The sequence below is a fragment of the Vibrio sp. Vb1127 genome, assembly GCF_033338735.1.
Lineage (GTDB): Bacteria > Pseudomonadota > Gammaproteobacteria > Enterobacterales > Vibrionaceae > Vibrio > Vibrio alginolyticus.
Genome location: NZ_JAWOTF010000001.1, coordinates 320,955 through 333,539 on the forward strand (window position 1 = coordinate 320,955; position 12,585 = coordinate 333,539).

At 42.5% G+C, this 12,585-nt stretch carries 13 protein-coding genes; 3 read left to right on the forward strand and 10 right to left on the reverse strand.

The features are described 5' to 3' along the window. Positions 1-765 precede the first annotated feature (765 nt). Positions 766-1,017 (forward strand): YgjV family protein, encoded by a 252-nt coding sequence (locus R7H07_RS01395; protein WP_005376619.1) that lies wholly within the window; start codon positions 766-768, stop codon positions 1,015-1,017. An 88-nt stretch (positions 1,018-1,105) separates the two neighbouring features. On the opposite strand, the gene R7H07_RS01400 is transcribed toward R7H07_RS01395, so the two are convergent. Then, entirely contained in the window at positions 1,106-1,387 is a 282-nt protein-coding gene (locus R7H07_RS01400; protein WP_005376622.1) for a DUF2218 domain-containing protein, read from the reverse strand. Between the two features lie 41 nt (positions 1,388-1,428). After that, positions 1,429-3,435 (reverse strand): TonB-dependent siderophore receptor, encoded by a 2,007-nt coding sequence (locus tag R7H07_RS01405; RefSeq protein ID WP_205391201.1) that lies wholly within the window; start codon positions 3,433-3,435, stop codon positions 1,429-1,431. A gap of 116 nt (positions 3,436-3,551) precedes the next feature. On the opposite strand from R7H07_RS01405, the gene R7H07_RS01410 reads away from it, so the two are divergent. Further along, positions 3,552-4,520: a helix-turn-helix domain-containing protein gene (locus R7H07_RS01410; protein WP_005382609.1), complete on the forward strand. Its 969-nt coding sequence runs from the start codon at positions 3,552-3,554 to the stop codon at positions 4,518-4,520. An 87-nt stretch (positions 4,521-4,607) separates the two neighbouring features. Continuing rightward, the gene (gene cueR, locus R7H07_RS01415) at positions 4,608-4,994 is read left to right on the forward strand and encodes a Cu(I)-responsive transcriptional regulator (RefSeq protein ID WP_005376627.1); all 387 of its coding nucleotides are present in this window, start codon (positions 4,608-4,610) and stop codon (positions 4,992-4,994) included. A 42-nt stretch (positions 4,995-5,036) separates the two neighbouring features. Here the strand turns inward: cueR and vctC are convergent, their stop codons facing one another. The 8 genes from vctC to R7H07_RS01455 all read right to left on the reverse strand — a co-directional run bounded on the left by vctC (position 5,037) and on the right by R7H07_RS01455 (position 12,578). After that, positions 5,037-5,792, reverse strand: a complete 756-nt coding sequence (vctC, locus tag R7H07_RS01420; RefSeq protein ID WP_017635379.1) for an iron chelate ABC transporter ATP-binding protein VctC — start codon at positions 5,790-5,792, stop codon at positions 5,037-5,039. A 2-nt stretch (positions 5,793-5,794) separates the two neighbouring features. Further along, positions 5,795-6,745, reverse strand: a complete 951-nt coding sequence (gene vctG, locus R7H07_RS01425; protein ID WP_005376631.1) for an iron chelate uptake ABC transporter permease subunit VctG — start codon at positions 6,743-6,745, stop codon at positions 5,795-5,797. Continuing rightward, entirely contained in the window at positions 6,738-7,673 is a 936-nt protein-coding gene (vctD, locus tag R7H07_RS01430; protein WP_017820306.1) for an iron chelate uptake ABC transporter permease subunit VctD, read from the reverse strand. Before vctD ends, vctG begins: the two co-directional genes overlap by 8 nt. 22 nt (positions 7,674-7,695) lie before the next feature. Beyond that, a complete protein-coding gene (locus R7H07_RS01435) occupies positions 7,696-8,604 on the reverse strand; it encodes a siderophore ABC transporter substrate-binding protein (protein WP_005376635.1) in 909 nt (302 codons plus the stop codon). Positions 8,605-8,767: 163 nt separating this feature from the next. Next, positions 8,768-9,448, reverse strand: coding sequence for a Crp/Fnr family transcriptional regulator (locus tag R7H07_RS01440; RefSeq protein ID WP_005382613.1), 681 nt, complete (start codon positions 9,446-9,448; stop codon positions 8,768-8,770). Between the two features lie 134 nt (positions 9,449-9,582). Beyond that, entirely contained in the window at positions 9,583-10,314 is a 732-nt protein-coding gene (locus tag R7H07_RS01445; protein ID WP_206958796.1) for a nucleoside phosphorylase, read from the reverse strand. Positions 10,315-10,324: 10 nt separating this feature from the next. Then, positions 10,325-11,056: a nicotinamide riboside transporter PnuC gene (gene pnuC / locus R7H07_RS01450; protein ID WP_017820308.1), complete on the reverse strand. Its 732-nt coding sequence runs from the start codon at positions 11,054-11,056 to the stop codon at positions 10,325-10,327. A 499-nt stretch (positions 11,057-11,555) separates the two neighbouring features. After that, positions 11,556-12,578, reverse strand: coding sequence for a substrate-binding domain-containing protein (locus R7H07_RS01455; RefSeq protein WP_005373138.1), 1,023 nt, complete (start codon positions 12,576-12,578; stop codon positions 11,556-11,558). Positions 12,579-12,585 lie beyond the last annotated feature (7 nt).

Genomic DNA, 12,585 nt, shown 5'->3' on the forward strand with positions numbered 1-12,585 from the left:
TAAGTATTGAATCATTAAACAATCGATAAATACCCTACTACCAAGCAACATAAGTAAAACTTACTCGTAGTCACAGAAATGTGACACATGTGCTGACGCGTAGATATCGAATAATTATATGAAATTGATACCTTATTCTGATTAAGTGTAGTTGTTTTAAGAAAAGAAGAGAGATGAAATCATTCAGCTAAACGCCAGACTGCCGGTTGCGATCAATAATGGAAGAAAAGCAATGAGAATGTTGTATACACCGGAGCGTGATGACATCTTAATCAATATCGGTGACGAAAAAAACGTAACGATTAAATATTGAACAACATAAATTGCAGGACAAAATGCAACGATAAAAAAGTGGCTTACGATATGAATCCCCGCACACCACGAGTTCGGTTTTGTTCTGATATACAGCAAAAAAAACACGAGCAAGCTAATAATAAAATACATAAACACAGCACTTGAAAATAATTATCATTTTCAATCATATGTAAATATTCCCTTACTTTCAATGGTGTTTGAGCTATTAATGTCATCGTTATTATCAATCAACACAATAAGTAAAATTATCAGTAATTCCAGTCCTAAACGTTTGCGTAATCGCTAACCTTCTCTTAACCTTGATTTGAGGCTTTTATCACGGTTTTTCCATTGATATAGTGCGTCCATACAACAAAAAAAGACCATTCGAGGCATGGAGCTTCCTCATTAATCTCAAGATGAGAAGAATTGGTACCGACAAAATTCGGCAGATTTTAAGAGGGTCAAAAAATGGACATGAATATGGTTGAGATTTTAGGTTATGCAGCTTCAATCATGGTCGCTATTTCGCTAACTATGAAAGATATTGTTAAGCTTCGTATCCTTAACTTTATTGGTTGTGCGCTATTTACTGCTTACGGACTAATGATTGATTCTTGGCCTGTAGTACTAACTAACGGTTTTATTGCTTGCGTTAACATCTACTTCCTAGCAAAAATGCAGCAGGAAAAAAAAAGCCTAGAGCCTGAGAAAGCGCAATAGCATTCAAACAATAAAAGCCCGCAAATCATAAGATTGCGGGCTTTTGCTTTTAACATTCCCTTTCTATCACAGCATCCTTAAACGAGCGCTAACGAACCCAGCTAAGTGCTAGTGTTTCTCGACGAGAAAACATGTCCACATGCGATGAAATGATCGCCTTCACCGTATTCAGTTTCTCTTCTGAATCCGCCTCACAGGTTATAGTTAAGCTAGATGCACAAAGGTTAAACTCAGCTTTTCCCGTCGGAAATGTCACCAAACCGCTATTTTCATTCCAAGTAGCAGGAACTTTTCGTCCAAAATGCCGACAAAGCGTCACTAAGTATTTGTCAGCGTGTTCGCTATCTATTCGGGTGCTTTCTTTAATCATGAACTTACTCGTTACTTTGAAACGTCCTATGAAGAACCTTGTTAGAATTGATAAGCTGCAGAGAGCTTGAAGTTGCGACCCGGCTCGTAGTCATCAAGCGTGAAGCCACGTGCAGTCCCCGAACGAGACGCATGAGAGCTGTACAACTCGTCAAATACATTATCAATACCAAAGGTCACCGACAGCCCATCAATATCAGACGGCACCCATTGAGCGTATAGATTATGCACATCATAACTTGCTTTCTTTGGCTGACCATCAAAGACGTTGTCTTCCTCTAGAACAAACATTGAGTTCCACCCGAAGATCGTTTCTAAAGCGTCTGACTGGTAATCCAAAGTTAGAGCAATGCTATCACCCATATCAATGCTACGCCCATTGCCCCCAGCAACAGGACCACCAGTATTCTTGTTTTTGGTGTCCGACTTAGAGTAAGAAAGTTTGCTGTTAAACTTGTCGTAACCATAAGAAGCACTTGCTTCAAAGCCTTTAATCTCAACATCACCTAAGTTGTAAATCAGGTAAGTTTGAGTCGCGTTTTGGTACTGATCTGCAATGTAATCATCAATTTCCGTTTGGAATACCGTAATATTCGCCCCAAAGAAATGCTTATCAAAGGTTTTATCAAAACGAACACCACCCTGCGAGTTCAATCCCGTTTCTGGCTTTAGCCCATCCTCTAAAAATGCAACGTCTTGGTAAGCAATAAAGGTTTCCATTAGCTCTGGACCTTTAAATAGAGAGCGTGCACTCGCAAACAACGTCCAATCTTGCGTCACCGCCCATTCTGCTGCTAGAGCCCAAGTCACATCATCATAATTACTGGTTCCTGTCTCAGCTTTGCGTTTGTAATCATCAAAGCGCATACCTGCAGTAATAAAGAAGGCATCAGAGAAGAAGAACTGATCTTCTACAAACAGTGCGGTTGAAATCGCCGATTCGTCCATAAACTTACGACTACCGTAGTAACTCGAAGACGTTTTATCCATGTAGTCGAAGCCATAAGTGACTCGATTATCAAACTCACCCAACATAACATCTGACTGGAATTTGCCATTCAAACCAAAGTTTTGGTTTTTGGCGGTGTTCTTTGATAAACGGTTCGAGGGCCAACGAGGGGCCATCACCGTTTCGTCACGTTTAATTTCTGTCTCGGTATTATAAAGAGTGACGTTTCCTTGGTGTTGTTCGCCTCGCAACTCGTAACTCAAGGTAATGGTATCGCGGTCATAATCCGTAGGGATAAGTAACTTGCTCGACAGGCTATTATTTGCACTACCCGACATATCAGGACGCGGACTGTAATCTCCACTGTCTCGGTACATGTCATAAGAGAGCTCAAAACGATGGATGTCATTTAGTTCATACCCCAGCTTAGCCAGAATGTTGTAAACATCACCTGCAGCACCGTAGGTTTTATTGCCATCACCATCTTCAAAATCATCACGCGTAACGTAATGGCCATAGACCATCGCATCAATGTTTTCGGACAAAAGTCCGTACAGTGTCAACGAACCTTGTTGGTTGTCGTTGGATGCATAGCCGCCATAAACACGCGCACCAAACTTTTCATCGTAACGAAGTAAGTCACGAGCGTCTTTCGTTTCAAAGTAGACCGAACCGCCTAACCCGTTTTGAGTCACAGAGTTATTACCTACCTGAATGTCCGCAGATTTGAGAATGTCAGGGTTCAACGTCAAGTTACCAATATGATGGAACATGCTCGCATGCTGAGAAGCACCGTCAAGACGAATGTCCAAATCGGTTTCGCTCAAACCACGAATCGTAATACGTTGATTCACAGAGTGTGTGCCACCAACATCCACACCGGGAATATCGCGCAGTAAATCAGACATATGATCGGCTTGCTTCAGTGACATGTCGTCCGCAAACATCGACTCAGTGTTGCTGGAAACTTTCGTTCCCCATACAACGACCTCTTCAAAATGTGACTCAGTATCTTGAGCTAAAACAGGGGTTGATAGCGCCATTCCCACTGCAAGGCAAAGGCTTGAAAGCTTGATAGGTGAACAAGCAGGGCTTTCCATAACTTCATTCCTAAATATTAATGATAATAATTCTCAGGTATAATAAACATGAGTTTTATAAATACAAAGGCGATTTGGTTATGCGAAATCGCACAAGTGTTATGAGGAAGTGTCAAATGCAGGAAGTCACAACAAAACGAACTAAAATTGCCAAGATAGCTTTAACCCAAAGACTAGAGGCGACAGAGAAACAATGGATTGTCACGCAAGGCCAACCTTGTCAAACTCAACTGGCCGAAGGTAAGTTCCTATCATATCAGTACAATGATCAAATTTTTGTTCATGGCGGGCGTTGTCTAGAACTTATTGATTCGAATATTGTTTCTACTGCACACGCCTCACTGCTGGTCACTATTCTTTTAGAAGGTAGACTCTCGTTTGGCTACGACGATTTGCAATTTGATTTAGACGCGAGCGACGGCCCTAAGGGTGTAGTGGTGAACTTACTCAAACCTGCAAATTTTCGTCGTTCACTGCTCAAAGATAACCTCATTAATAAGATCAACATATTGGTTAAGCCCCAATGGCTAGAGGCCCGCCTTGAGCAAAATTGTAGTCATCGAGCCTTTTTTAACTCTCATCAGGCGTTTCAACAGTTGGAGCCTAACCAGACGCTATGCGAGCTGGCCGAAACGTTAACAAATAGAGAAACACCGCAAGAGTTCCAAGAAAAGCTAGAGGTCGAAAGCTTGATCTATCAAATATTACATCAAGCCACCAAGCAAATTCCTAAGAATTTCAGTGCTAAAAACAGCAGTATTGAACGACACATTGACGGTCGGATTGAGGATATTGTCAGCTATATTGAAACTCACCTTGATCAAGAACTACGCTTGGAAAAGTTGGCGAGCCAATTCTCAATGAGTGTTTCAAACCTACAGCGTCGATTTAAACAATCACTTAATATGACCATAAACGGCTACATTCGTTTTCGACGTCTTGAGATTGCTAGGCAACATTTGGAACGTGGCCTAGTGACGATAACAGAAGCCGCCTATGAAGCCGGATACCACCACCCTTCTAACTTCACTTATGCCTTTAAAAAGGCATTTGGTGTGCCACCACATGAAGTGATTAAAGAGTAAGGAGACTCTAGGTAACTGACTGTTATTTAGGAGTGTCTTATCCACAACATCGGTATATACTCGCCTTAAACGTTATGGAGGTTAAACATGAATATTGGTGCCGTCGCGAAGCTCACTGGGCTTTCATCTAAGTCGATTCGATTATATGAAGACAAAGGGATCATATCTCCACCAGCGCGTAGCGACTCTGGCTATCGCGAATATTCAGATAATCATATTCAAGAGCTTAACTTGGTATCACGCGCAAAAAGCGCAGGCTTTTCGTTGCAAGAATGCAAAGAGTTCGTACAACTTGCTCATAACCCCAACCGCAAAAGTAGCGAAGTAAAAGCAAGAACCATGGACAAACTGAGAGAGGTTGAAGAAAAAATTGCACACCTCATGGAGATCAAAACGCAACTTGAAGGTTGGGTTTCTTCTTGTCCTGGAGATGCAGAGAGCCGATGCCCAATCATAGACGAGCTCACCAAGTAAGCCCGCCTATCTATTGATCTCGTTAAAAACGAACTAGCTCGCTTAATGATAGGTACACATGCGCTTACCGTTTAACTCTATGATGTTAAATGGCGTTTCGTAGATGTCCTCTAGCGTAGACGCTTGAATAACCTCTTCAACCGCACCACTCGCCACAACCTTGCCTTTCTTAAGCGCCAATATGACATCTGAGTAACACGCCGCGAAATTAATATCATGAATCACGACCACCATGGCTTTATTCATGTCATGGGCTAACTGCTGCACAACTTTCATGATCTGAAGAGAGTGTTTGATATCTAAGTTATTAAGAGGCTCATCAAGAAAGACATAATCTGTATCTTGTGCAATCACCATAGCAATAAATGCAAGCTGTCGCTGACCACCACTTAATTCATCCAAGTATTTGTCTTGAATATCTTGCAAATCTAAGTAGTCGATTGCTTGTTCTATGACCTCATGATCTTCTTTAGTCAGATTTCCTTTAGAGTATGGGAAACGACCAAAAGAGACTAACTCTTTTACGGTAAACCGCATTGTAATCGAGTTAGCTTGGCGAAGTACTGCCAGTTTTTTCGCTAGCTCTTTTGTGTCCCATTCCGCGATTTCCTTGCAATCAATGATAACACTACCGCCATCTCGCTCCGTTAAGCGCGAGGCCATAGATAACAGCGTGCTCTTTCCCGCGCCATTTGGACCGATAATCGATGTTACCTTGCCCTTTTCAAACTGAGTATTGGCCTCGTCTACGACTTTGTTTGAACCGAAAGCCTTCGTTAATTTATCTATTACTATCATATTTATACAACTTTGTTTTTCAGCAGCAGGTATAAGAAATACGCACCGCCGATAAAGTTAATTACGACACTCAACGTCGTCTCAAAACTAAACACGTTTTCGATTATCCATTGCCCAGCAAGTAGTGAACTTATGGATAGAAACGAACATCCGACCAATAGCGTTTTATGTTGGTAACTTCGGAACATTTCTCGGCTTAAGTTGGTCACTAGTAAACCAAAGAACATGATTGGCCCTACCAAAGCCGTAGAAATAGCAATCAAAACCGCCGAGATAATAAACACATTTCTTGTCACTTTAGGTACATCAACACCCAAGCTTTTCGCATTGTCTTGGTCGAGCCAAAACACATCTAAAGTGCGATGCATCCTAAACAACAACCAACATGCAAACATCAAAGCCGGAGCACTAAAGTAAACCAAGTTCACTTTGACATTATTGAAACTGGCGTACAGTTTCGACTGAACAATTGCATATGTGTTTGGGTCCATCAGCAAAGAAAAGAATGACGCCGCATTGGAAAATAGCTGACCAAAGATCAAGCCGACCAATAGCAACGTAATCAGGTTCTTGCTTCCTTTTGAAAAGTAAAACCCAAACAGCAGTAGCGAAAACGACACCATTACAATTACTGCAATCGCGAAATTGACGTACAAGTTAAGAACTAAGGTACTCAACCCACCAAAAATCAACACGATCAAAATTTGGGTTAACACATACAGCGCATCAAAACCCATGATACTTGGCGTTAAAATTCGGTTGTGCGTAATGGTTTGAAATACAAGTGAAGACTGAGCAATGGCCACACCCGCTAGCACTATCGCCAATACTTTAGGAACTCTACGAGACAAAAAATATTGGTAGTTGTCAGCCGTTAGCCCAATACCAATAAACAGACACGCGAAAAGAATCGCAATGCCACCTAGCAGCAGGATTTTCGTTGAATCACGCATGTTGCTTACCTCGCAACAACATAGCGATGAATACCACGCCACCCAATATGCTGATCACGATAGAGATTGGCATTTCATGAGGGAAAATAATTAAACGACTCACCAAGTCGCAACACAACACTAAAATCGCCCCATACATGGCCGTAAGCGGAATGTTCTTTTTGAGATTATCGCCATAAAAGTGACTCACGAGATTCGGCACAATCAGCCCTAAGAATGGCAACTGGCCAACAATCATCACGACACTTGCTGACATGATGGACACCAATAGCACGCCAATCGTCACAACCTGCTGATAATTCAAACCCAAGTTAATCGCGAAATCTTTTCCGATACCTACGGCAGAGATCCTTGCGGCAAAAAGATAGCTGAGTATAACCATTGGTACCGCGATGTACAGCAGTTCAAAATCACCACGCAAGATGTTAGCGAAGTTTGCGACTGTCCAAGCATTCAGACTTTGAAGTGCATCATATTTGTAAGCGATAAACGTAGTCATGGATTGGATGACATTGCCGAAAATAATCCCGACAAGCGGCACAAAAACCACGCTCTTAAATTGAATGCGCTGAATAAAGAAAACAAACGCCAGCGTCCCAAATACCGAGATGCCGAACACGAGCCAAAGGTGATTATCATTACCAAAGAAAACCACGCTCAGTACGTAGCCCAACATGGCACATTCGATCGTACCAGTTGTAGAAGGTGCAGCAAATCGGTTCTGGCTGATTTGCTGCATGACAAGACCCGCAATACTCAAGCCAGCACCAGCAAGCAATATGGCAAATAAACGTGGTATACGGCTGGTAAAGAAAAGTTCTAATGCTTTCTCATCACCTGAAAAGAGTTGTTGGGGCGTCATGTTTGCCACCCCAACAAATAACGAAACCGTGCTTAAAACCACAAGGGTTAGCAATAACTTCTTCAAAGTTAACCTCTGCTATCTTGGATTACAGTTCAACGGTTTGCTTTATCTCACTGACCATTTTTTCTGTTGCTGTCACACCAGACATCGACAAGTACCAAGCGTCCACATCTAAATAGGTGATTTTATGATTTTTATATGCCGCAGTCGCTTTGACTAAGTCGTTATCCATGGATTTACGAATATCGTTATCCGGCGTACCTGTCAGAGAATTTCGGTCAACCACGAGGATATTTTTCGGGTTAGCTTCACGAATAAACTCATAAGAAATGACATCTCCGTGAGTGCCCGTTTTCACGTGCTCAACCGTTTCCAAGAAGCCAAAGTCGTTATAAATGACGCCAAATCGCGACTGGGCACCAAACGCGCTGATGTTGTCACCCATGCTTAAAATCGTTAATGCATCATTTTTGTTCGATTGGTTGTAGTCGCGGATTGCTTTGAATTGAGCATCTAGCGCTTCAATTTTCTGCTCTACTTTTTCTTCGATATTGAAGATCTTACCAATATTGCGCCATTGCGCTTGCGTGCCTTCCCAATAGCCTTGGTTTTCTTTCGCCGCGAAAACAACTGTAGGGGCAATTTCACTCAGCTCTTCATATTTCGCAGACGCTCGCGGACCAACCAAAATCAAATCCGGTTTTTGCATGTAGATGGTTTCAAAATCAGGTTCAAACAAACTACCCGCAGAGGTGTAGTTATCTTTGCTGTATTTTGAAAGGTAACTAGGAAGATTAGACGAGTTAGATACTGCAACAGGATCGATACCAAAGTTGTCCAGCGCATCTAGCGGGCCAAAGCCAATCACAACCACACGCTCTGGGGATTGCTCTAGCTCTGTTTGACCCATGTAGTGGTCAATCACAACTTTAGCAGCGAAAGAAGGAGAAACAGTAAATAACGACAGCATAGCCGCACCGACGAATTTTTTCATTTTGTTAAGCCTTAATGAGATCTATTATCATACGCGTTCGCAATATAACGCTACTCTTTAATGCATTCAACAAAATTTAAGGTACTTTACATTAGTTACGTTTACTCAAGACTTAGATATATCAAAGACTTATAAAACTCATCAATTTCAATACCTGGGCGTATCATTCATGCGCTTCAATAAACGCTTTGAGTGCCAGCTCATCAATAATCTCCAAACCGTTGTCCGTTTTGGTAATCAATCCCTTTTCAATCAAGTCCTTAACTGCACGTCGATAGACTCGGCCTGAGGTACCAAACCGCTCAGCCTCTTGGTTCACTTTATCAAAGCCACCAAGCAGCTTATCCGTCTGATTACGGACGAGAAGATCATAGGCAATGTTGTAAGTAATGGGATGCAACAAACGATTAGTGTAGATATCCATGGAGTCTTGATAATCCTCAGCCAATGCTGAAGCGAAGAACACCATCATTTGGGGATGATTTTGCAGTGCTTCGGTTAGTTTTTGGATACAGATAACATCAACCTGCATATGTTCATCTGCTATCACATTCCATTGACAAGGAGTCTGAGTGAAGAACTCCATTTCACCATAAATATGATAGTCGCAGTTAGCTTCCCCTAATTGAAAACGTCGTCCATTTGCGGCCAATATGTTCATCGAGACTCGACCTACTGGCACAACATACAAGTACTGAAGTTGCTCACCTTGGCGGAGAATTGCTTCCCCAGCATCAAAGTAACGCGAATTTATTTGGCATTGATAAATCAAATCGCGAAAGGTGGCACTCTTTTCTTCAAGGTATGTTTTGAAGCGACCAGTCGGATAAGGGCTGATTTTCATTTTCTGCTCTCTCAGAAAAAGTTACGGACAACTATTTAAGGTGGATTGTACCCCGTAACTCCAAATAAAAAAGCGACAGTGACCTGTCGCTTTACATCTATTCTGTTTATGTGACTTACTGAGATAGAGACTGGCTAACGCTGAGCAACCAAGGCTTCTAATGCCGTAATCGCGGCACTCTTCTCACCTTGCATCATTACTTTGGCCTCATCAACGTACTGACCAACACCTTCTTTCACATCTTGTTGATACAGCACCACGTTGTTTAATATCGAAGCCACATGAAGGCCTCGTAGTCGACCGACCGTAAACAGCGCAGAGGTTTCCATATCGGCACCTAAGATGCCTTTCTTGTTCCAATGTTGGCATATTGCATCCTCGTCATCGGTATAGAAACTGTCGTGAGAACGCACCACACCAAAATGATAATGCACTTTTTGCATCGACAAGTAACGCTCAACTTCCTTTAACAGTGAAAAGCTTGCGTAGGCTGGATAATACGAATCGACATACGCTTTAGAGCCGCCCTCATCTCTTACCGCGCCTTCGGCAATGATCAACTCGCCAAGATGAATGCCTGATTGCATTGCCCCCGCCGATCCAACGCGTACCACATGAGTCACACCGCACTGTTTTAGCTCTTCCACTGCGATGATCATCGATGGCGCACCTATACCTGTACTACATACTGAAACAGGCTTGCCTTTGTAGTTGCCGGTAAACACACGGTACTCGCGGTTTTCCGACACCATTTCTGCATCATCAAATAATACCGCGATACGATTCGCTCGATCTGGCTCGCCGCATACAATAACGAGGGAAGCGATTTGTGTTTCATCCACTCCGATATGAGGTTGTTTGGCCATTTTTCGTTCCTTACGCAGCAGCGTGCGCTAAGGTTTTATCGCCATTGCGCTTAGCGCTACGAGCCCACTCACGCGTGCCATTGGCAGCGATGAACATAAGAATCGCGTACTGAACAGACATTGCGTAAACACCTTGCGTCGCGTAGATACCCACACTGATAATATTAATCACAACCCATAGAATCCAGTTTTCGACGTATTTACGTGTCATCAGAATTTGTGCAACAACAGAAAGTACTGTCATGGTTGCATCCCAGAACGGGAACGCGTCAGGTTCAAGCACCGGTTCAGCCAAGTCAGCACCAAAGAGATTCAAGCTATCAACAGCAATGTTTGCTAGCGCAAAGAAAAATGGGTCGATATAGATCGTTAATAATGCGATACATGCAACGCTAATAGAGGCAGTAGTAATAAGTTTCTGTTTATTTAACCAGCGAACCTCCAGCGTTTCACCTTGTGCGTTTGGACGAGTCCACGCATACCAGCCGTAAATGTTCGCACAGAAGAAAAACAATTGAAGAAGCAATAATCCGTATAACTGAATTTGAAAAAAGATAACGGCAAAAAGCGTGACATTCAGCAAACCGAATAAGTAGTTGATGGTTTTTTCTTGGCTGGCAAACCAAATGCAAAGCAGTCCAAAAACGGTACCGAAAGCTTCGATCCAGCTCATTGCGTAGCCGTCGCCAATCGGAATGTTAACGAGAGTATTATTAATATCGAGTAAGGCAAAGAGGTCCATAACATGTCCTTTATTATTTTGTTTGGAATACGCTTATATTAGAGCGTGATCCCCAACAAAAAGGAGGACATTTGTCCTCCTCTTGATGCACTCGATCATAATTCAGTTCAATGTTTACTTGAAAGCAATAAATGATGCTATTGAACGGTGTTGGAAATAGACGTGCCTATGAGTCCAAGCCTAGATAGCGTTTTTTGAATGCAGAAGCTGATGCAAATAAAGCTGACGCCAAAAGTGTAATAATAAAGCCAATTGCGTACTCAAATGCTTCATTAACCAGTAGCTGATAGCAGCTCACAAAAAAAATCAATACAACTGTAATAACATTAACTCGGTGAAACCAAGGGTGTTTTACAGATAACTTAGCGTAACCTTTTGATAACATTTGACTAATCCGCCAGACAACAATTAATAGTTTTATTTATAATCAACGACGATAGTAAGGCTTTATCGTATAAAGAGAAACGACTTTTTTAATTTTTTAGCTCAACATCACACGTCATTCAGTGAGGTTTGACTTTAACCTCTTGACGCTTTTTCGTTCCACTAGAGTCGGCTCTAATTGTACGACCTGTGCCTCTGTTGATTTTTCATCCAACTTTCGGACAAGAGTCTCAACGGCAGCCTGCCCCAAACGGTACTTAGGCTGATGAATGGTAGTTAGCGATGGCGACATAAATTTCGCGATATGGATGTCATCGTAACCAATAATGGATAGGTCGTCCGGCACTTTAATACCGAGCTCATTTGCGGCGTTAATCACACCCATCGCCATCATATCGTTAGAGACGAAAATCGAGCTGGGTAATGCGCCACGCTGAGCCATTTTTTTGAACGCTTGATACCCACCCTCACATTCGAAGTCAGACTCAATGATCCAATTGGCATTAAATTCCAAGCCCGCTTCGTTCATTGCTCGCTTATAACCTTCGTATCGCATTTGCGCTTGGTGTTTAATCAAAGGGCCAGTGATGCACCCAATTTCGGTATGGCCGCAATCAATTAAGTATTTCGCCGCTAAGTAACCGCCACGAAGTGAGTTGTCTTGGATTTTATCGCTTGTAAATAGCATCGGCCCCCAGTCCATTACCACAACTGGGATATCTGGGTAACGCTCAAATACATCGATACGCTCTCCTTCTAGCGACGAGCACATCAAGATCAAACCATCGACACGCTTTTGCAATAGCGTATTAATGGATTGACGCATACGTTCGTTATCACCCTCGGTGTTACATAAAATGAGGCTGTAGCCTTTTTGGTAGCAGCTGCGTTCGACGCCTTTTACGACTTCGCCAAAGAATGGGTTGGTTGAGGTTGTCACGAGCATACCAATGGTTTTGGTACGATTGACTTTGAGGCTACGCGCCAACGCAGAGGGCGCGTAGTAGTTAAGCTCTTTTGCGGCATTGTTAACGCGTTCAGAGATCTCTTCGCTCACAAAACGCGTCTTGTTAATAACATGGCTCACTGTTGAAGTGGAAACCCCTGCCAGTTTTGCGATGTCTTTCATCGTCGCCATGTTACTA

Bases quoted from the DNA above. Each gene is read 5' to 3' on its own strand.
- R7H07_RS01395 (WP_005376619.1), top strand. From the start codon at position 766: ATGGACATGAATATGGTTGAGATTTTAGGTTATGCAGCTTCAATCATG.
- R7H07_RS01400 (WP_005376622.1), bottom strand. From the start codon at position 1,387: ATGATTAAAGAAAGCACCCGAATAGATAGCGAACACGCTGACAAATAC.
- R7H07_RS01405 (WP_205391201.1), bottom strand. From the start codon at position 3,435: ATGGAAAGCCCTGCTTGTTCACCTATCAAGCTTTCAAGCCTTTGCCTT.
- R7H07_RS01410 (WP_005382609.1), top strand. From the start codon at position 3,552: ATGCAGGAAGTCACAACAAAACGAACTAAAATTGCCAAGATAGCTTTA.
- cueR (WP_005376627.1), top strand. From the start codon at position 4,608: ATGAATATTGGTGCCGTCGCGAAGCTCACTGGGCTTTCATCTAAGTCG.
- vctC (WP_017635379.1), bottom strand. From the start codon at position 5,792: ATGATAGTAATAGATAAATTAACGAAGGCTTTCGGTTCAAACAAAGTC.
- vctG (WP_005376631.1), bottom strand. From the start codon at position 6,745: ATGCGTGATTCAACGAAAATCCTGCTGCTAGGTGGCATTGCGATTCTT.
- R7H07_RS01435 (WP_005376635.1), bottom strand. From the start codon at position 8,604: ATGAAAAAATTCGTCGGTGCGGCTATGCTGTCGTTATTTACTGTTTCT.
- R7H07_RS01440 (WP_005382613.1), bottom strand. From the start codon at position 9,448: ATGAAAATCAGCCCTTATCCGACTGGTCGCTTCAAAACATACCTTGAA.
- R7H07_RS01445 (WP_206958796.1), bottom strand. From the start codon at position 10,314: ATGGCCAAACAACCTCATATCGGAGTGGATGAAACACAAATCGCTTCC.
- pnuC (WP_017820308.1), bottom strand. From the start codon at position 11,056: ATGGACCTCTTTGCCTTACTCGATATTAATAATACTCTCGTTAACATT.
- R7H07_RS01455 (WP_005373138.1), bottom strand. From the start codon at position 12,578: ATGGCGACGATGAAAGACATCGCAAAACTGGCAGGGGTTTCCACTTCA.